The following is an 18,712-nucleotide window of genomic DNA, read 5'->3' as shown; positions in this document are numbered from 1 at the left end:
CGATAAATTGACAGATGATGCAGGAAAACCGCCACGAACCTGTTGCGCCGACCCGGACCCAACGCCTTGCCTCCGGCGGCGAGATCGACGCGCATCGTCACGACGACCATCAGATCGCCTATGCCAGCCGGGGCACCATCGCGGTGACCACCGACGCCGGCTCCTGGGTCGCCCCCGCCACCCGCGCGCTCTGGATCCCGGCCGGTACCGTCCACCGATACCAGGCCCACGGCGAACTGGACCTCCACCTCGTCGGTCTGCCCACCGCCGACAACCCCCTCGGGCTCGACAGACCGGCAGTCCTCGCCGTCAGCCCCCTCCTGCGCGAACTCCTCGTCACCTACACCCGCGACCCCGACGACGACAGCCCGCCCCGCCACCGCCTGCGCGCCGTCATGCTCGACCAGCTCGCACTCTCCGCCGAGCAGCCACTGCACCTGCCGACCCCCACGGACCCTCTGCTCCGGAAACTGCACGACGTCCTGCGCGCCGCCCCGGCCGACAACCGATCCCTCGACGACCTCGGCCGCCAACTCGGGGCCGGCGCCCGCACCCTCTCCCGCCGCCTACGTGACGACCTCGGCCTCACCTACCCCCGATGGCGCACCCAGATCAGGCTCCACCACGCCCTTGTCCTCCTGGCCGACGGCACCCCCGTCACCACCGTCGCCCACCGATGCGGCTGGTCCTCCGCCAGCACCTTCATCGACGTCTTCCGCCGCACCTTCGGCCACACCCCGGGCGCCCGCCCCACCCTCTGACGCGGGACCGGGCCGCGGCATACGAGCCGCCAGGACCACTGGTCTGCCGCTCGGTGCGCCGACCGCGTGGGTAAAGCGACCGCCGGACGGGGAGCAAGAACTGATGCGAGGTCATCGGCTGGGGGAGGACTGGTCATGGGAACGACTGCGCTGCTGGCATTAGGACTCGTTGTGCTGGTCACGGTCGTGGTGGGGCTGGTGCGAGCGGGGCGGCGCGAGTCGCGGGCGGAGCGGATGCGGCTGGCGCAGGAGGCGCGGTCGCAGGCTCGCCGGTCCTTGGATGTGGTGTGGGCGATGGGGGACCGCGAGTTCGAGGAGTACGTGGCGGAGCTGTGCCGCCGGGACGGCTGCACTGGGGTGCAACGCGTTGGCGGCCGCGCGGACTTGGGCGCCGATGCGATCGGTTTCCTGCCGGATGGCCGCAAACTCGTCGTGCAGTGCAAGCGCTACGCCAAGCACCGCACGGTCGGCAGCCCGGACCTGCAGAAGTTCAACGGCACCGCCCGCAGTGAGCACGGCGCGGATGTCGCGCTCTTCGTCGCCTCCTGCGTGTTCACCCGGCACGCTCGTGCGTTCGCGGCACGCCACCGGCTGACGTTGATCGACGTCGACCTGCTCGGCTTCTGGCACAGCGGAACACCACTGAGCAAGCTGCTCGAACTGGACATCAGTCGGGCGGGAACCCATCACAAGCTACGGCCGGACCGCTGAAGCGATCGACATGTACGCCGACGAGCCGGGAAGCGCCAGAAGTGCGGGTCTGGTCCCGGCCCTTCCCGGCCGTCGCCACCATGATCGAGGCTGGGACCCCCGGTCCCGATAGGGCCGAACAGTCCCTGCGGGGCTCTGCCGAGAGGGACCAACGGCCCTTTTTTCGTCGGTAGTTGGGTCGCTCACGGCGCCCGCGCAGAGCCGGGCCGAGCCCATGGGGCGGACAGACTCATCGGCTTGACGAACTCATTACGAGCCCAAAAGGTTTTCTGGGTCTCGGCATCCGTATCCCTGGGCGTGCGGGTTCCGAATCGGAAGCAGGAGAGACGGTGCTCGTTTCACGGAAAGCGGCGGGAACCCTGTTCGTGGGTGGTGCGCTCGTCACCACCCTGGGGTCGCTGCTCTACCCCAGCATGCTCGGAGTCCAGAGGGTCAGCGGCGAACCGGAACTGGTCATCGCGCACCCGTCGACCGGGCCGCTGACCCAAGCCGACCGGGATTTCGTCATCAAGGTACGCGCGGCCGGCCTGTGGGAGTACCCCGTCGGTCAGCTGGCGCTGAAGAAGGGCACGACGAAGACGGTCAGGACGGCCGGTGCGCATGTGATCGACGGGGACGCCACGTTGGACGCGGCCGACCGCAAGGCCGCCGTTCAGTTGAACATCACCCTGCCCAACCAGCCGTCGCCGCAGCAGCAGAGCTTCGTGACCCGGCTGAACGGGGACAGCGGCAAGCAGTTCGACACCGACATGGCCACGATCCTGCGCGCGACCAACGGCCAGATGCTCGCCACGATCGCGAGCGTTCGCACCACCACGAGGAATTCGCTGGTCCGTGCCCTGGCCGACCTGGCGAACCAGACGGTTATGGATCACATCTCGGTCGCGGAGAAGACCGGCGTGGTCGACTTCGACCAGGTCCTGTCCCTGGAGACCACCGCACCCCAGACCCCGCCGCCCCCGGTTGCGGGTCAGCCGCAGGTCGTCCTCACCCCGCCCGCTCACAGCACGGCCTCTCGGAGTCCCTCGGTGAGGTGAGGTGAGGTGAGGTCGCGGGTCGGGACACCCATGCCCGCCAGGCCGTCGTGCCGGTGCCCAGCAGGGCCGCCTCGCTGAACGGCACCTCTCCGGGCCGCAACCCATCGCCGTCCCGGAGAGGTGCTTCGTGCCTTCACGGCTCAAGGCGTCCGGAATCCCCGAAAGGTCACGCGCGTGCGGCTTTCGAGGCCGAGGAGTTCGTAGAGTGCGATCGCGGCAGTGTTCGTCTCGGCGACGTGGAGGAAGGGACGTTCCCCGCGGGCGAGGATGCCCGCCATGAGTGCGCTCACCAGGCGGGCGGCGTGGCCGCGCCCTCGCGCCTCGGGTGCCGTGCACACGGCACTGATCTCGGTCCATCCCGGAGGGCGGAGCCGTTCGCCCGCCATGGCCACCAGCCTGCCGCCCGTGCGGATGCCGAGGTAGGTGCCGAGTTCGCGGGTGCGCGGCCAGAACGGGCCGGGCTGCGTTCGCCCGGCGAGGTCGAGCATCTCGGGCACGTCGGTCGCGGTCAGCTCGATCACGTCGGCGCTCGCGGCTCGGGGCTGGGCCGGGTGGTCACCGGACCAGATCATCTGTCGGCCGTCCAGGGCGAAGGCCGGCTCCCAGTCCGGTGGCGGGGTGGCCTGGGAGCTGAACATGTCGGCGAACCCGTTTCGGCCGAGGAGCCGGGCGAGGTCGGCCCAGTCCGTCGCATCCGGGACAGTGGGCACCGCGGAGAAGGTCGCGACTCCTGGCACGTAGGTGTCGGCCCGGCCGATTCGACGGCCGAGGGCAGCGTGGTGGCCCCGCAAGGACTCGCCCACCGGATCGTCGAGTACGGCGACGTCCTCGCTCCTCATCTCGCTGTGCCTCTCTCGGACCGCACTGTCAACCGCTCGGGGCGGTTACCGGAATGATTTGGAGAGACACCATATCGCCCGCGCGAATTCCGGTGGACCGGTCCCATGACGGAGCAGGGGCCGGGGAGCCATAATCTCTGTCAATCACTGACGTCCCCGTCGGCTTGCCGCGTGAGTGCCGCGACGAAGTCCTCCAGGTCGGCCGCGAGCGGTGTGTCATTGTCCCAGACGGCTTCATAGGCGATCTCCACGGGAGTGCCGGCCTGGATGAGGGAACGGTAGCTGCCGTGGTCGTGTGTGATCTTGGACTGGGGCAGCAGCGCGGCGCCGACGCCCATGCGCGCCCACTCGTCCAGCACACGGTAGTTGGAGGCCTCGCCGGGGTAGGTGCGCAGCGCCAGGTCGTGGCTGCGGAAGAGTTCGGTGGTGAAGGTGGTCAGTCCGCAGCTGTCCGGTACGAGGATGTAGGCGGCGTCGGCCGCGGCCCGCAGCTCGACCGCGCTCCGGGTCCGGGAGTCGGCCGGGTCGATCACGACGACCGGTTCGCGGGCGATGACGCGGCGGCGGAAGGTGGGCATGGCCTGCACGGCCGGCACGAGGAGGATGTCCAGGAGTCCGGCCCGCAGGTCCTTGCGAAGGTGTGTGAGATCGGCCTCCCGCAGGACCAGGTCGCGGGGGCGGTCCAGGTGGCGGGCGGCGTCGAAGGCCCGGGCGACGAGATCGGCCCCGATCAACGGGGAGACACCCATGCGGATCGTGTCCGGTGCCGGATGGGTCAGCCGTCTGGCCTCGGCGACGATCGCGTCCAGGGCGTCGAGGGCCTGGACGATCATGGGCAGGATCCTGGTGCCGTCCGCGGTCGGCCGGACCCCGCGTGGTGAGCGCTCGAACAGTGTCACCCCGAGCTCCTTCTCCAGCCGCGCGATGCCGTTGGACAGGGCGGGCTGCGTGACGCCGTACGCTCGGGCGGCCGCGCTGAACGACTTCGTGGTGGACACGGCACGGGCGTAGCGCAGACCCTCGACGTTCATGACGCTCACCTCCTGGCTATAGCCGCTCTTTATACCCTCATTCACCAAGATCCTCTACCGGGTCCGCCCGGGAGGCTCTACCGTTCAGACGAACCACGCGCTGGTATTTCCGTGGATATCCGCTTCCTTTTTCCGGTGCGCCGGCCAATTCAGTGGAGGGAATTCGTGTCCCCAGACGCTCATCAGGTTCACAGGGCCGCACAAGTCACGGGGCCTGGGGCTGTCTTGCGGGTCGTTCCTGTGCGGGAGCGGGCACCGGGGACCGGGGAGGTGCGTATCGATGTCGAGGCGACCGGCATCTGCGGCGCCGACATCGGTACCGTCCGCAATCCCGCACCGGCGACCGGTTTTCCGGTCACGCCGGGCCACGAGGTCGCCGGGGTGATCGCCGAGCTGGGCCCTCAGGTGCAGGGATGGGAGGTCGGGGAGCGAGTGGCCGTCGGATGGTTCGGCGGCAGCTGCGGACACTGCCCTGCCTGCCGTACCGGCGATGTCGTCCATTGCCCGCAGCGGAAGATCCCGGGCATGTCCTGTCCCGGCGGCTGGTCCAGCACCATGACGGTGCCCGCCGCCGCGCTCGCCCGGATCCCGGAGGGCCTGTCCGCGGCGCAGGCCGCGCCCTTCGGCTGCGCGGGCGTCACCACCTTCAACGCCCTACGGCATTCCGGTGCCGGGCCGGGTGACCTGGTCGCCGTCCTCGGGATCGGCGGTCTGGGGCACCTCGCGGTGCAGTTCGCCGCGGCCATGGGCTTCGAGACGGTGGCGATCGGCCGGGGCGAGCAGAAGCGGAAGCTCGCCGACGGGCTGGGCGCGCGGCACTACCTCGACACCGAGCGTGAGAGCCCGGGAGCCGCGCTGGCAGGGCTGGGTGGGGCACGGCTGATCCTGTCGACAGCCTCCAGCAGCAAGCCTCTGGCGGACGGCTGCCCGGCAACCTGATCGACACCCCCGCCCACCGCTTCGCACCCGGAGCCGACGCCCTCGCCCGCGCGCTCGCCGCCGATCTCCCCGCCGACGTCGTACGACCGGACGCTCCCGTCACCGCGATCAGCCGCCGCACCGCCGGCGGACTCGAGGTCCGTACGCCGTCCTCGGTGCTGTGCGCCGAGGACGTCGTCGTGGCCGTACCGCCCGCACTGGCCCTCGCCCGCATCGACTTCGGCTCACAGATGTCACCCGGACTGGCCCGCCTCGCCCGGACGACGCCGGTGTGGATGGGGACGGTCGCCAAGGTCGTCGCCCGCTACCCGGCACCCTTCTGGCGGGACGCGGGGCTCGCGGGGGCGGCGGTCAGCAGAACCGGCCCACTGAGGGAACTGCACGACATGTCCGGGCCCGGCGGCCGACCCGCCGCCCTGTTCGGGTTCGCTCCGGCCCAGGCCGTCGGCCCCGACTTCGAGCAGGCGGTGACCGCTCAGCTGACCCGGCTGTTCGGCCCTGCCGCAGCGCAACCCGAGACACTGCACATACAGAATTGGAGCGGCGAGCCATGGACCGCGCCGCCCACCGTCCACCACCTGACCGACTACTTCCTGTTCGGACACCCCCTCTACCGGCAACCCGCACTGGAGGGCGGGCTGCACTGGGCCGCCACCGAGACGGCCACCCAGTACGCCGGGCACATCGAAGGCGCCCTCGCCGCCGCCGAGCGAGCGGTGACCGCCGCCCTGACCACGAAAGAGACGAACCCATGCTCCAGATAGACGCCTTGCTGCGCGAATATGACCGTGCCCGCGCCTACACCGACGACCTGTGGAAGGACCTCACCCCTGACGAGGTGACCTGGCGGCCGCACGAGAACTCCAGCGCCATCGGCTGGCACCTGGGCCACCAGGCCCACGTCGCCCACTTCATGATCCGCAACCTCACCGCGGCCGAACCCAGCCCCGACCCGGAACTGGACGCCCTGATGGACTCGGCGAACCCGGAGAAGTTCCGCGGCACGCTGCCCACCGTCAAGCGGCTCACCGAGTTCCGCGAGACCGTCGCCGAACGCGTCCACGCCCGCATCGGCGACATCGCCGCCGGCCGAGTCGGCGCCCCCGACCAACTCTCCATCGTCGGCGCCCACTTGCTGACCGTACTGATCAACCACGAGTACCAGCACGACCAGTGGATCAGCGAGGTCCGCGCGGACAGCCTCGGCCACGCCCTCCCGCCCGACCCCGACAGCGAGCACCTGCGCCGTATCGACGGCTACCTCGTCGTCGACGTCCTGTAGCCGTAGGGAGACAGCCACCCGTGACAAGCATCGCCGCGGACGCCGCCGCCGGTACAGCCCCTCGGCCCGAGGCTCAGCGCCGCGTCCTCGCCGTCCTGGTCAGCAGCCAGATCCTCAGCGGAGCGGGGCTCGCGGCCGGCGTCACCGTAGGAGCCTTGCTCGCGCAGGACATGCTCGGCTCCACCGACCTCGCGGGCCTGCCCAGCGCCCTGTTCACCGCCGGATCGGCACTCGCCGCCGTCGCGGTGGGCCGCATCTCGCAAGCCCGCGGCCGCAGACCGGGACTGGCCGCGGGATACCTGACCGGCGCCGTCGGCAGCGCGGGCGTCATCGCGGCCGCCGTCGCCGACAGCCCCGTACTGCTGTTCATCGCCCTGTTCCTCTACGGCGCCGGAACCGCCACGAACCTCCAGGCACGCTATGCCGGAGCCGATCTCGCCGCCCCTGCCCACCGCGCCCGCGCCGTCTCCACCGTCCTGGTCGCCACCACCCTCGGCGGTGTCGTCGGCCCCAACCTCGCCGCACCCACCGGCAGCCTGGCCCGCCATCTCGGCATCCCCGCCCTGGCCGGGCCGTTCCTGCTCGCGGGTGTCGCCTACGCGCTGGCCGCCCTCGTCCTCACCGTGTGACTGCGCCCGGACCCGCTGCTGCTCGCCCGCAGCCTCGACCTGCGTCAGCCGACGGAAGCCTCCCCGGCGGGGACTGGCGGACCAGGGCTGATACCGGGCTCGCTGACGATGATCCTCACCCAGCTCGTCATGGTCGCGATCATGACGATGACCCCCGTGCACATGCACGACCACGGCCACGGCACCGCGGCGTCCGGCCTCGTCATCGCCATCCACGTCGGCGCGATGTACCTTCCCTCACCGCTGACCGGCCGGCTCGTCGACCGCCACGGCTCCAAGACGGTCGCCGTAGCGTCCGGTCTCACCCTCCTTGCCGCCGGCATCACGGCCGCCGCGGCGCCCGAGGACTCCGTCGCGGTGCTCGCTCTGGCCCTCGCCCTGCTGGGGCTGGGCTGGAACCTCGGCCTCGTCTCCGGCACCTCGATGATCACCGACGCCGTACCGCTGGCCACCCGGGCAAAGACCCAGGGCACGGTCGACGTCGCCATAGCCATCGCCGGCGCCACCGGCGGTCTGAGCTCCGGCGTCGTCGTGGCCGCCGCCGGATATCCCGTTCTCGCCCTCACCGGTGGCGTCCTCGCCCTCGCCATCCTTCCCGCCATCGCCGCCGACGCGAGCAACCGGTGACCCGGCCCGCGCGGCTGTCCGTTCAGGCACAGTGGTAGGTGAAGCGTGCGGTGCTCTCCCGGTGGGTGGGGGTGAGGATGCGCAGTTCGGCCTGTGCGGTGCGGTGGCCCTTGCCCCGGTAGGTCCACCGCAGGTGGAGGCGCGCGTGCTTCTGGCCCCGGACCATCACCTCATGGAGCACGCCGGACGCGGTGCCGTCGCTGCGGACCCAGCGATAGGAGAGCGTGCCCGCACGGCCGTTGGTGGTCACGAGGCCGACGATGTCCGCTGTGCCGTCGCATCCCAGAACCGTCGGCCGTGTGGTGACGGCAACTTCGCTGACCTGCACGGACGGTGCCGAGCGCTGCCAGAGCAGCAAGGCGAGGACGGCGAGCACCACCAGCGTCGGCAGCGCGTGCCTGCGCAGCCTCCGACGACGAGGCTGAGGCGAGGGCGGCGCCGGGGACGCGGTGGCGAGTGTCCGATGATGGCGGAGCTCGATGGCGGCGGTCACGCCCGGGCCGAACCGCAGCACCGTGCCGTCGACGCGGTCAGGGCGCGGCGACGGGGGCGCCGGCACCGAGGGCTCCTCGACGAGCGTGCTGTCGAGTTCGGGCCGCTGGATCCAGTGACTGGCCAGCACGGTCGCGCTGTAGTCGTCGTCCGCGTCGACGGGACCACCGCCTGAGGTCCCGCTGCCGACGGGACCATCGCTCGAGGGCCGGGTGTCGGTGGGGTCGAGGTGGAGAGTGGCGTCCTGCGCGTCGGCGGGTTCGAGCCTCCGGGTCGCCTCTTCTTCCTCGGCGGGCGGGGGAGTGACGTCGTCGTGAGTAGTCATCGCAATTCGCACTGTCTGGTCAGGATCTGCTGGGAGGCGCTGCCGGATGCGGCTGCCGGGGCGGTCGTGGCCTGAACCGCCCAGTAGCAGCCGGCGTTCTGGAAGGTGTGCTGGACGGTGAGCGTGTAGTGGGTGGCTCCGCTTCGCTCGAAGGCCTGCGAAGCGCCGTCGGGGGAGCCGAGCGGGCCGCCGAGGTTGCTGGTGAACCAGGAGACGGAGATGGTCAGTGGCCCGCTCCCGTCCGTGGTGACGTCGATGGTCGCCGTGGCGGTCGAGGGGCCCGTCTGCTGGAGGGCCGACACCGCGACGTTCTTGACGGCGACAGGGGCCGGCGAGGTGGGTGAGGAAGACGTCGGTGTCGCCGGCGGGGTCGTCTCGCCGGGCGTCGATTCCGAGGTGGAGGGGGAGGTGGCGGAGGCCGTGGGGTCGGTGGCGTCGGTGGTCGCGGAGGTCGAGGGGGAGAGGGTGGGGGAGGGTGACGCGTCGGCTGACGGGGAGGGTGGCGCGGTGTCGCCTGGGGATTCGGTGTGGGCACTGGTGGTGGCCAGGGCCTGGGCGGACCGCTGCGCGGCGGCTCCCGGGGCGACATGGATGCCGTAGGTGAGGAGGATGCCCAGGAGAACGGCGGTGCCGGACACGAGCATTCCGGGCCGGCCGGGCAGCCACGACCGGACCCCGCGGTGCGGTGCCTGGCTCAGGACCGTGCGTGCGGTGTCCGTGGTGGTCCGGGGGGCGCGGGCCGACGGCAACAGCATGGCCAGCAGTGCCACCAGGGCGGCGAGCCGGGCGCGGCCGTGTTCCTCCCAGTCGGGGCCGTAGGCGGCGCAGGCGGCCGTCTCCAGTTCCCTGACGAAGGCCTCGGCCTGTGCCGGCCGCTCCTGTGGTTCCTTGGCCAGACCGCGGCGGACCAGCTCGCGTACCGGTGCGGGGACCTCGTCGACGGGGACGGGTGCATCGACGTGCTGCAGGGCGAGTTCGGCGAGGTTGTCGCCGGAGTACGGCTTGTGCCCCGTCAGGCACTCGAAGAAGGTGGCCGTGGCCGCGTACACGTCCGTGGCACAGGAGGCCGGTTCGCCGGTCCACTGCTCGGGGGCCATGTACGACGGGGTTCCGGCCACGCCTGCGGTGGTCCCGGCGTCCACGGCGATCCCGAAGTCGACGAGCTTGGACGATCCGTCCGACTCGACCAGGACGTTCTCGGGCTTGTAGTCGCGGTGGACGACGCCGATGCCGTGCGCGTCGGCCAGGCCGAGGAGCGAGCCCTTGAGGATGACGAGCGCGGCCTCGGGTTCGAGGGGGCCCTGCCGTTTCAGGAGGGTCCGCAGCGAGACCCCGTCCACCAGTTCCATCACGATGGCGGCGCCGTGCGGGCTTTCCACGTACTCGTAGAAGCCGGTCACGTGGAGGCTCTCCAGGCCGCCGAGCAGGCGTGCCTCAGCCCGGAAGTCGTGGACGAAGCCCGGGCGCGTGCGCAGGGACTCGCTGAGGTATTTCACCGCGACCGGAACGCCGGTGTCCCCGTGCACGGCGGACACGACGCGTCCGCTCGCCCCCGACCCGAGTTCGTGCGACTCGGTGTATCCGGGCACCACCCATGTATTCACATCATCCCCCCGGTCGTCCTGCCGTCGTGCATGGCCAACTCCATAGCCGCCGCGTCATGCGGCGAGAGACACCTTTTCAGCCACATCGGTTGCGGTACAGCACCCTGCCGGTCTCCCTTCCGGGTGCTGTGCGGCCGCGATGTGGTCGCTCAGGGAGTGAATTCCTCGTCGAGCCGGTCGATCGCCCCGTCTGCGCCCAGGTGGTACTTGAACACCAGACCGCTGTTGGGGTGGGCCTCCAGCCAGTCGAGGAACTCCTGGACGCCGACGTGCTGGTTCTCGGTGCTTTCCACGATGGGGTTGGTGACGGTGATGTACGCCGCCTGGTCCATGGGCATGTACGTCTCCTTGCCCACGGTCTCGAAGGGCGCGCCGTCGGAGTCGGCGGGCGCGCAGCCCCAGTTGCCGTACTTGACGATGAGGCTCAGGGAACCTCCCTCGGGGGTGTAGCGGTAGACGGCCACCTCGTCGGGCGAGATGGGCATCTTGTGGTCGCAGCCGTCGTCGGCGGCCGTGCCGGAGGCGATCGGCTTGGCCGGCGCGGGCGCCGAGGAGGCGGGCTTGGGGGCCCCGGAGGACGTGGCGCCGCTGCCCGTGCCCTTCGGCTTGGCCGCGGGCTTGGCCCCGGTCGTCGGGGAGCCGCCCCCCGTGCCACCGCCCGCCGTTGCCGTGGCGGTCTTGCCGTCGGCGGGGGAGGCCGTCGAAGTCCCGTCTCCGTTGCAGGCCGTGAGGACCACCGCGAGTACCGCGGCGGAGGCGCTGATCACGGCCGTACGGAGAACGATGCCGGGTCTGTGCCGGTCGGACTTCGTGGAGGTTGTCATGGCGATCCTGTCTGGTGAGTGGCAGTCGAGGGTGACTGTCTCAGGCACAAACGATTTCCGGCCAATCGCCGGTTGCTGTGGTCACCGAGCCGTTGCCGGGTCGTGACACAGCTACACCCCGCTCAACCGCAGTGACTGAGCCCTTTGCCCAGCGCGCCGTCGACCCCGATGGCCGGGGTGGCGCCAGCACCACCCCTGATTCGGGGCTTGGGCCGACTCCCGTGGGGACAGCCCAGGAGGAGTGTTGCTCCCGTCACGGCGAGTTGAGCCGGCGCAGTCGGCACGGATGACGAACGGGGAACACGATGGCGAGTCACACACGGCGGCGACTTCTCAAGGGCGCCGCGGTCGCGGCAGCGGGCAGCGTGGTCGGCAGCGGGCTGGGGCCCGGCTTCTTCTCGACCGTGGCGCAGGCGAGTTCTTCGGGCGGCGGTAGCGACGCGGTGGGCGCCACCCCCTTCCTGGAAGGGGCCTTCGCGCCGGTCAACGAGGAGCTGACCGCCTTCGACCTGGAGGTCACCGGCCGCATTCCGCGTGACCTGGACGGCCGGTACCTGCGCAACGGCCCGAATGTGCTGGGCCTGGAGGACGTCCGCGCCCACCACTGGATGCTCGGCGACGGGATGGTGCACGGGGTCCGGCTGCGTGGCGGGCGCGCGGAGTGGTACCGCAACCGCTGGGTGCGGTCCTCGCAGGTGACGGCGAAACTGGGGGAGACGTACCCGGGCCGGGTGCCGCCGGACGACTTCGCGTGTAACACGCACGTGATTCCGTACAAGGGCCGCATCCTGGCGCTGCAGGAGGGCGGGCCGCTGCCGTACGAGCTGGACGGCGAGCTGGGCACCGTACGCCCCTATGACTTCCGCTCCACCCTCCCGGGCGCCTTCACCGCGCACACCAAGTACGACGCGGCGGCCGACGAGCTGCACGCGATCACGTACTACCCCACCTGGGACCATGTGCGGCACCTCATGATCGACCGCACTGGCCGGGTGGCGCGGACCACGCGGATTCCGGTCGCGGACGCGCCGATGATGCACGACTTCGCGCTCACCGAGAAGTACGTGGTGATCGTGGACGTGCCGATCACCTTCGACGCCGCCGCCGCGGAGGCGGGCGCGAAGGTGCCGTATGTGTGGAACGACGAACACCCCATGCGAATCGGGCTGTTGCCGCGCAAGGGCGGCGCCACGCGCTGGTTCGAGATCGCCCCGGTGTACTACTCGCACACGCTCAACGCCTACGACCAGGGGGGCACGGTCGTGGTGGAGTACACCGGATTCCCCGCGCCGTTCTACGCCGCCGGCCGCGGTATGGGCGGACCGTCCGCGACCGGCGCCCCGACGCTCGACCGGTGGACGATCGACCTGCGCGCGGGCCGGGTCCGAAGCAGTCGGCTGGACGACCGTCCGCAGGAATTCCCCCGCATCAACGAGTCACTGGTATCGCGTCGGCACCGCTATGCCTACACGGCCAGCGCGGCCGAGATGTGGCGCGCCTACGAGACCGTCGACGGCGTACCGCCGGACGAGAAGTTCACCAACTGCCTCATCAAACAGGACGTGTTGCGGGGCAGCGGGCAGGTGCACCGATTCCCCGCGGACGCCGCGGCCAGTGAGCCGGTGTTCGTGCCGCGGCTTGGGGCGCGGGACGAGGACGACGGTTACGTCCTGTCGTACGTGAACGCCCCCGACCGCGGTGCGACCGACCTGGTGATCCTCTCCGCCAAGGACTTCGGCGGCCACCCACTGGCCCGCGTTCACCTGCCCGGCCGGGTACCCCTGGGGTTCCACGGCAGTTGGATCCCGGACGCCTAGCGGTTCGGGAGACGCTTCGGCCCCGCGGCGATCCTGATCGCCGCGGGGCCGTGCGTGCCCTTGCCCGCGCCGGCGAGTGCGACGGCGCGGGCGAAGGCGAGGGTGGTGCTACTTGGTGAGGGGGGCCAGCTTGGGGTCGTTGGCGTAGGCCTCCGCCGCGTTCTTCTTCGTCACGATCACGGGCGGCAGGAGGAAGGCCGGGACGACCTTGACACCGTTGTTGTACTGCTTGGTGTCGTTGACGGCCGGCTTGTCGCCCTTCTGCAGGGACTTGATCATGTTGACGGTCTCCGCGACGAGCTTGCGGGTGTCCTTGTTGATCGTCGAGTACTGCTCACCGGCCATGATGGACTTGACCGACTCGACCTCGGAGTCCTGGCCGGTGACGACCGGGACCGGCTTGCCGGCGCCCTTGACCGAGGTGAGGATCGCGCGGGCCAGGGTGTCGTTGGGGGAGAGGACCCCGTCGAGGGTCTTCTTGCCGCTGTAGGTCGAGGTCAGCAGGGAGTCCATGCGCTGCTGGGCGTTCTCGGCCTTCCAGCCCTGCGTCGCCGTCTGCTTGATGGCCTTCTGCCCCGAGCCGACAACGATGTCGCCCTTGTCGATGAGGGGCTTGAGGACCTGCATCGCACCGTCGAAGAACACCTTGGAGTTGTTGTCGTCCGGGGAGCCGGAGAACAGCTCGATCGTCCAGGGACCCTTGGGCTTCTTCGCCTTCATGCCGTCGATCAGGGCCTGGCCCTGGAGCTGGCCGACCTTGAAGTTGTCGAAGGCGATGTAGTAGTCGATGTCCGGGGTGTTGGTGATGAGCCGGTCGTAGGCGATGACCGTGGCGCCCTCCTCCTTGGCCTGCTTCACCTGTGTGGCGAGCTGCGAGGCGTCGGTCGCGCCGATGACGATGACCTTCGCGCCCTTGGTGACCATGGAGGAGATCTGCGCCTGCTGGTCGGCGACCGTGGTCGAGGCGCCCGCGTACTGGACGTCGGCCTTGAAGCCTGCCTTCTTGAGGTTGTTGGTGAACAGGTCGCCCGCCAGCACCCAGTTCTCCGAGGTCTTGGCCGGCAGGGCGACGCCGATCAGGGAGTCCTTGGAGAAGCCCTTGCTGTCGCCGCTGCCGCTGCTGGAGGAGCCCTCGCGTTCGTTGGAGCAGGCCGTGCCCAGGGCGAGCAGGGCGGCGGTGCCGACGGCGGCGATGCTTCTGATGACGATTCTGCGCATGGTGGAGTGGAACCCTTCGTGCGTGTGTGGTGCCGGAGTGGTGTGCCGTCGCGCGGCTGTGGTGGTGCGGTTCGGCCGTCGGGCCGTGTGCCGGTGCCTGGTGCTGCCTGGCGTGTGGGGGTGGACCGGACACCCGGCTGTCAGGGGGCCGGGTGTCCGGCCGTTTCGGGGGCGTGCGCAGAGCGTTCGAGGAGCTCGATGAGATGAGCGTCCGGTCGCGGCCCGGCGAGCGCTCTGTGCGGTCAGCCTGCGATCTTGGCCTTGTCCGCGTCGGAGGCCGGGGCCGACGGCGCGGCCGTGCCCGCCGGGTCCTCGCGTCTGAAGGGGCGGGTCAGTGTCGCGATGATGGAGAAACGGCCCTGGCTCTTGTTGTAGACGTCGAAGGCGACGGCGAGCAGGAGGACCAGGCCCTTGATGATCTGGACCATGTCCGAGCCGACGCCCTGCAGTTGCAGACCGTTGTTGAGCAGCGCCATGACCAGGCCGCCGACGATGGAGCCGCTGACGGTGCCCAGGCCGCCGGAGACTGCCGCCCCGCCGATGAACACGGCGGCGATGGCGTCCAGTTCCCAGCTCAGTCCGTCCTGCGGGCCGGAGGCCGAGGAACGGGCCACGAAGATCATGCCGGCGAGAGCGGCCAGGACCGACATGTTCATCATGACGGCGAAGTTGACCCGCTTGAGCTTCACTCCGGACAGTTCCGCGGCGCGGGCGTTGCCGCCGACCGCGTAGATGTGCCGGCCGCCGATGGTGTTGCGGGTGTAGTGCGAGTACGCCAGGACCAGGACGATCAGGATGATGCCGGAGATCGGCAGGCTGGTGCCGACCCGGCCGCCGGCGAAGCGCAGCGTCGCGAAGACGATGATGCCGATCATGACGGCCAGCCGGACGCCCGTGACCCATATGGGAGCGAGGTCCGCCTTCATCTCGCGTCGGGTCTGCCGTGCCGTCCACTCCCGCCAGACGACGCCCGCGCAGGCGGCCACGCCGAGCAGCAAGGTCAGGTTGTTGTACCCGGTGTCCGGGCCGACCTCGGGCAGGAAGCCCGCGCCGATCTTGCGGAAGCCCTCGGGCACCGGGACGGTGTCGGCGTTGCCGATGTACTGGTTGGCGCCGCGGAACAGCATCATCCCGGCGAGGGTCACGATGAACGCCGGCACCCCGATGTAGGCGACCCAGAAGCCCTGCCAGGCGCCGATCGCGGCGCCGACGAGCAGGCCCAGGAGGATGGCCAGGGGCCAGGGCAGCGAGTGCTCCTGCATGGCCTTGGCGACGACGATGCCGGTGAACGCCGCGACGGAGCCGACCGACAGGTCGATGTGCCCGGCGACGATCACCATCAGCATCCCGACGGCGAGGATGAGGATGTAGGAGTACTGGCTGACGACGGCGATGAGGTTGCCGGAGGTCAGCGTCAGGCCGTCGGTCCAGATCTGGAACAGTACGACGATGGCCACCAGGGTGGAGATCATGCCGAACTGGCGGGCGTTGGAGGTCGTGCCCCCGAACAGGTTCTTCTGCAGGTCAGTTATACGGCTCATGGAGTGGGGCTCTTCTTGGTAGCGGTCATCTGCTTCATCAGGACTTCCGGATCCGCGTCCGCGCGCGCCACCTCACCGGTGATGGCGCCTTCGAACACCGTGTAGATGCGGTCGCACAGGCCGATCAGTTCGGGCAGTTCGGAGGAGATGACGATGACCCCCTTGCCCTGGGCGACGAGCCGCTGGATGATCCCGTAGATCTCGAACTTGGCGCCCACGTCGATGCCGCGGGTCGGCTCGTCGAGGATCAGCAGGTCGGGGTCGGTGAACATCCACTTGGCCAGGACGACCTTCTGCTGGTTGCCGCCGGAGAGCTTCACGACGCCCTCGTCGACGCTGGGCGTCTTGATCCGCAGGCTCTCGCGGTACTCCTCGGCGACGCGGTGCTCGCGCACCGGGTCGATGACACGGCGGCGGGCGATCTTCGACAGCTTGGCGGCCACCATCGAGGCCTTGATGTCGTCCAGCAGGTTCAGGCCGATCGACTTGCGGTCCTCGCTGACGTAGGCAAGACCGTGTCCGATGGCGTCCGACACGGTCTTGAGCCGGATCTCCTTGCCGTCCTTGAAGACCTGACCGGACAGCCAGGTGCCGTAGGAGCGGCCGAACAGGCTCATGGCGAGTTCGGTGCGGCCCGCGCCCATGAGGCCGGCGAAGCCGACGATCTCCCCTCGGCGGACATGGAACGTCGAGCCCTTGCACACCATCCGTTCGTCCGAGGTGGGGTGCCGCACCGTCCAGTCGCGGACCTCGAAGAAGACCTCGCCGATGTCGGGTGTGCGGTCGGGGAAGCGGCTGTCGAGTTCGCGGCCGACCATGCCCCGCACGATGCGGTCCTCGTTGACGCCGTCCGCCTTGACGTCGAGGCTCTCGATGGTGCGGCCGTCACGCAGGATCGTGATGGTGTCGGCGACCGCCTCGATCTCGTTCAGTTTGTGCGAGATCATGATCGAGGTGATGCCCCGGTCGCGGAAGCCGCGCAGCAGGTCCAGCAGGTGCTGGGAGTCGGCCTCGTTGAGGGCCGCGGTGGGCTCGTCGAGGATCAGCAGCTTGACGTCTTTCGCGAACGCCTTGGCTATCTCGACGAGTTGCTGCTTGCCGACGCCGATGTCCTTGATCAGGGTGTCCGGGTCCTCCCGGAGTCCGACCTGCTCCATCAGCTCCAGGGCCCGGCGCCGGGCGCGCTTCCAGTCGATCGCGCCGCGGCGGCGCGGCTCGTTGCCGAGGAAGAGGTTCTCGGTGATCGACATGCCGGGCACCAGGGCCAGCTCCTGGTGGATGATCACGATGCCGGCCTGCTCACTGGCGCGGATGTCGTCGAAGCGGACCTTCTCCCCCCGGTAGACGATGTCGCCGGTGTAACTGCCGTGCGGGTGAACGCCGCTGAGCACCTTCATGAGCGTGGACTTGCCGGCGCCGTTCTCGCCGCAGATCGCGTGGATCTCGCCTTCCCGCACGACGAGGTTGACGTCGGCGAGCGCGGTGACACCGGGGAAGGTCTTGGTGATCGACCGCATCTCCAGCAGGTTCGCTGCGCGGGGAGTCATGATCGGCGCTCCTGACCGCCGGGAAGGCGTTCAGGCCTCGCCGAGGGTGCGGGCCTGCGGCCTTGCATGGACATCAACTTGCCTCCGATGGCACTGCCCCGTGCCCTCGTGTCCGAGATTTCGTCTGCGGCTCCGGACACTAAATCCATTTGTTTTACTAAGTCAATGGGCTGCGGGAGATAGGTTGGAGCGGGGAAACGAGAGAGGACCGCGCGTGCGGCAGGCAGGAACGAACCTTCCGAAGGTCGGGCGATACAACCGGGCCGTCGTCCTGGACCAGATCCAGCTCGCCGACGGCATCAGCCGCGTCGAGATCGCCCAGCACACGGGACTCACTCCGCAGACGGTGTCGGGCATCGTGCGCCGGCTGCTCGACGAGGGCATCGTGCGGGAGGACGGCGCCAGCAGGGTGTCCAGCGGCGGCAAGCCCCGCACCACGCTGCGGATCAACGCCGACGCCGGCAGCGCGGTGGGCCTGCACTTCGACCCCGTGGAACTCAGCTGCACCGTGGTCGACCTGCTGGGCCGACCGCTGGTCGTCAAGAAGCGCCCCACCCACCCCGGTAACGATCCCGCCCAGGTCGTCAAGGCCATGGCGGAACTCGTCACCGACGTCCTGACCGAGACTGGTGTCGACCGCAGCAAGGTCCTGGGACTGGGACTGGCCACCCCCGGCCCCATCGACCCCGGACAGGGCGCGATCGTCGGAGCGCCCCAGCTCGCCCGCTGGACGCGGGTGCCCGTGCAGCACATGCTCAGCGAGGCGACCGGCCTGCCCGTGACCCTCGACAACGACGCCACCGCCGCCGCGATCGGCGAGCGCTGGTCCGGCGCGGGCAGGGGCGTGGCGGACTTCGCCTACTTCTTCTTCGGTACCGGCGTGGGCGGCGGCCTCATCCTCAACCACCAGGTGTACCGGGGCGGTTCGATGAACGCGGGGGAGTTCGGGCACTCCTCCGTGCTGCCCGACGGCCCGGAGTGCTACTGCGGCAACCGCGGCTGCCTGGAAGGCCTCGTCAACCCGACGGCCATCGTCGCGGAGGTGCACCGCAGGCTCGCCGCCGGCCCCAGCCCGGACACCGACCTGGCGCGCGCCTTCGCCCAGGACGCCGAGAGCGTGGATCACGCTGCCATCGCAGCGGCCGCGGCAGCCGGCGACCCGGTGGCCGCGGCGGTCATCGACGAGACCGCGGAGCACGTCGCCTCGGTCGCGGTCGACATCGTCAACTTCATCGACGTCGACCTGATCGTCCTGGGAGGGCACGGCATCCAGCACGTCGAGTCGCGGTACGTCGAGGTCGTCGCCGCCGCGCTGGCGAGCCGTCCGCTCTCCCGTCACGTGCGGGTCGTCGACGTGGAGGCGTCCTGGCTCGGCACCGACGCGGCGGTCGTGGGCAGTGCGGCACTCGTCCTGCACGCCACGTACTCACCCCAACTGTCGGCCCTGCTGGGCACGGGCGTGGTCCCGGGCGGACGGGCGTAGCGCAC

Annotated in this window: 16 protein-coding genes and 1 pseudogene; 9 read left to right on the top strand and 8 right to left on the bottom strand. The window is 70.1% G+C overall.

Annotated elements, in window-relative coordinates:
* Positions 1 to 17: 17 nt before the first annotated feature.
* From FBY22_RS21390 to FBY22_RS21380, 3 genes are all read left to right on the top strand, one after another.
* Positions 18 to 761, top strand: a complete 744-nt coding sequence (locus tag FBY22_RS21390; protein WP_174267364.1) for a helix-turn-helix transcriptional regulator — start codon at positions 18 to 20, stop codon at positions 759 to 761.
* A gap of 135 nt (positions 762 to 896) precedes the next feature.
* Positions 897 to 1,472, top strand: a complete 576-nt coding sequence (locus FBY22_RS21385) for a restriction endonuclease (protein WP_142148321.1) — start codon at positions 897 to 899, stop codon at positions 1,470 to 1,472.
* 365 nt (positions 1,473 to 1,837) lie between these two features.
* The gene (locus FBY22_RS21380; protein ID WP_142152431.1) at positions 1,838 to 2,509 is read left to right on the top strand and encodes a DUF4142 domain-containing protein; all 672 of its coding nucleotides are present in this window, start codon (positions 1,838 to 1,840) and stop codon (positions 2,507 to 2,509) included.
* A gap of 140 nt (positions 2,510 to 2,649) precedes the next feature.
* On the opposite strand, the gene FBY22_RS21375 is transcribed toward FBY22_RS21380, so the two are convergent.
* Positions 2,650 to 3,348 (bottom strand): GNAT family N-acetyltransferase, encoded by a 699-nt coding sequence (locus tag FBY22_RS21375; RefSeq protein WP_142148320.1) that lies wholly within the window; start codon positions 3,346 to 3,348, stop codon positions 2,650 to 2,652.
* A 140-nt stretch (positions 3,349 to 3,488) separates the two neighbouring features.
* Entirely contained in the window at positions 3,489 to 4,379 is an 891-nt protein-coding gene (locus tag FBY22_RS21370) for a LysR family transcriptional regulator (protein WP_142148319.1), read from the bottom strand.
* Positions 4,380 to 4,649: 270 nt separating this feature from the next.
* Between FBY22_RS21370 and FBY22_RS21365 the strand changes: the two genes are divergently transcribed.
* From FBY22_RS21365 to FBY22_RS21350, 4 genes and pseudogenes are all read left to right on the top strand, one after another.
* The gene (locus FBY22_RS21365) at positions 4,650 to 5,318 is read left to right on the top strand and encodes an alcohol dehydrogenase catalytic domain-containing protein (protein WP_142148318.1); all 669 of its coding nucleotides are present in this window, start codon (positions 4,650 to 4,652) and stop codon (positions 5,316 to 5,318) included.
* Positions 5,303 to 6,082 carry an FAD-dependent oxidoreductase gene (locus FBY22_RS21360; protein ID WP_313905475.1) on the top strand — a complete coding sequence of 260 codons (780 nt, stop codon included), beginning with the start codon at positions 5,303 to 5,305 and terminating at the stop codon, positions 6,080 to 6,082. Before FBY22_RS21365 ends, FBY22_RS21360 begins: the two co-directional genes overlap by 16 nt.
* Positions 6,070 to 6,600: a DinB family protein gene (locus FBY22_RS21355; protein WP_142148317.1), complete on the top strand. Its 531-nt coding sequence runs from the start codon at positions 6,070 to 6,072 to the stop codon at positions 6,598 to 6,600. Before FBY22_RS21360 ends, FBY22_RS21355 begins: the two co-directional genes overlap by 13 nt.
* Before the next feature lie 20 nt (positions 6,601 to 6,620).
* Positions 6,621 to 7,856: pseudogene (locus tag FBY22_RS21350) on the top strand (MFS transporter).
* Positions 7,857 to 7,878: 22 nt separating this feature from the next.
* Here the strand turns inward: FBY22_RS21350 and FBY22_RS21345 are convergent.
* The 3 genes from FBY22_RS21345 to FBY22_RS21335 all read right to left on the bottom strand — a co-directional run bounded on the left by FBY22_RS21345 (position 7,879) and on the right by FBY22_RS21335 (position 11,101).
* Positions 7,879 to 8,673: a hypothetical protein gene (locus FBY22_RS21345; RefSeq protein WP_260845048.1), complete on the bottom strand. Its 795-nt coding sequence runs from the start codon at positions 8,671 to 8,673 to the stop codon at positions 7,879 to 7,881.
* Complete coding sequence (locus tag FBY22_RS21340; protein WP_260845047.1) at positions 8,670 to 10,262, bottom strand: serine/threonine protein kinase; 1,593 nt, start codon at positions 10,260 to 10,262, stop codon at positions 8,670 to 8,672. The genes FBY22_RS21345 and FBY22_RS21340 overlap by 4 nt, the downstream gene beginning before the upstream one ends.
* 164 nt (positions 10,263 to 10,426) lie before the next feature.
* Positions 10,427 to 11,101 carry a hypothetical protein gene (locus FBY22_RS21335; RefSeq protein WP_142148310.1) on the bottom strand — a complete coding sequence of 225 codons (675 nt, stop codon included), beginning with the start codon at positions 11,099 to 11,101 and terminating at the stop codon, positions 10,427 to 10,429.
* 305 nt (positions 11,102 to 11,406) lie between these two features.
* Here FBY22_RS21335 and FBY22_RS21330 point away from each other — a divergent pair, with 305 nt between their 5' ends.
* Complete coding sequence (locus tag FBY22_RS21330; protein WP_142148308.1) at positions 11,407 to 12,918, top strand: carotenoid oxygenase family protein; 1,512 nt, start codon at positions 11,407 to 11,409, stop codon at positions 12,916 to 12,918.
* Between the two features lie 108 nt (positions 12,919 to 13,026).
* Here FBY22_RS21330 and FBY22_RS21325 read toward each other — a convergent pair whose 3' ends face one another.
* The 3 genes from FBY22_RS21325 to mmsA form a co-directional block, all read right to left on the bottom strand.
* The gene (locus FBY22_RS21325) at positions 13,027 to 14,136 is read right to left on the bottom strand and encodes a sugar-binding protein (protein WP_142148306.1); all 1,110 of its coding nucleotides are present in this window, start codon (positions 14,134 to 14,136) and stop codon (positions 13,027 to 13,029) included.
* Between the two features lie 242 nt (positions 14,137 to 14,378).
* Complete coding sequence (mmsB, locus tag FBY22_RS21320) at positions 14,379 to 15,677, bottom strand: multiple monosaccharide ABC transporter permease (protein ID WP_142148304.1); 1,299 nt, start codon at positions 15,675 to 15,677, stop codon at positions 14,379 to 14,381.
* A complete protein-coding gene (gene mmsA / locus FBY22_RS21315; protein WP_142148302.1) occupies positions 15,674 to 17,224 on the bottom strand; it encodes a multiple monosaccharide ABC transporter ATP-binding protein in 1,551 nt (516 codons plus the stop codon). The genes mmsB and mmsA overlap by 4 nt, the downstream gene beginning before the upstream one ends.
* 214 nt (positions 17,225 to 17,438) lie before the next feature.
* On the opposite strand from mmsA, the gene FBY22_RS21310 reads away from it, so the two are divergent.
* On the top strand, positions 17,439 to 18,707 hold the full coding sequence (locus tag FBY22_RS21310) for an ROK family transcriptional regulator (protein WP_142148299.1): 1,269 nt from the start codon (positions 17,439 to 17,441) through the stop codon (positions 18,705 to 18,707).
* Positions 18,708 to 18,712: the final 5 nt, after the last annotated feature.

The sequence above is a fragment of the Streptomyces sp. SLBN-31 genome, from assembly GCF_006715395.1.
Lineage (GTDB): Bacteria > Actinomycetota > Actinomycetes > Streptomycetales > Streptomycetaceae > Streptomyces.
Note: the sequence above shows the minus strand (reverse complement) of the source record. Positions and strands in the feature narration are given on the sequence as shown.

Bases quoted from the DNA above. Each gene is read 5' to 3' on its own strand.
- FBY22_RS21390 (WP_174267364.1), top strand. From the start codon at position 18: ATGCAGGAAAACCGCCACGAACCTGTTGCGCCGACCCGGACCCAACGC.
- FBY22_RS21385 (WP_142148321.1), top strand. From the start codon at position 897: ATGGGAACGACTGCGCTGCTGGCATTAGGACTCGTTGTGCTGGTCACG.
- FBY22_RS21375 (WP_142148320.1), bottom strand. From the start codon at position 3,348: ATGAGGAGCGAGGACGTCGCCGTACTCGACGATCCGGTGGGCGAGTCC.
- FBY22_RS21370 (WP_142148319.1), bottom strand. From the start codon at position 4,379: ATGAACGTCGAGGGTCTGCGCTACGCCCGTGCCGTGTCCACCACGAAG.
- FBY22_RS21355 (WP_142148317.1), top strand. From the start codon at position 6,070: ATGCTCCAGATAGACGCCTTGCTGCGCGAATATGACCGTGCCCGCGCC.
- FBY22_RS21345 (WP_260845048.1), bottom strand. From the start codon at position 8,673: ATGACTACTCACGACGACGTCACTCCCCCGCCCGCCGAGGAAGAAGAG.
- FBY22_RS21335 (WP_142148310.1), bottom strand. From the start codon at position 11,101: ATGACAACCTCCACGAAGTCCGACCGGCACAGACCCGGCATCGTTCTC.
- FBY22_RS21330 (WP_142148308.1), top strand. From the start codon at position 11,407: ATGGCGAGTCACACACGGCGGCGACTTCTCAAGGGCGCCGCGGTCGCG.
- FBY22_RS21325 (WP_142148306.1), bottom strand. From the start codon at position 14,136: ATGCGCAGAATCGTCATCAGAAGCATCGCCGCCGTCGGCACCGCCGCC.
- mmsB (WP_142148304.1), bottom strand. From the start codon at position 15,677: ATGAGCCGTATAACTGACCTGCAGAAGAACCTGTTCGGGGGCACGACC.
- mmsA (WP_142148302.1), bottom strand. From the start codon at position 17,224: ATGACTCCCCGCGCAGCGAACCTGCTGGAGATGCGGTCGATCACCAAG.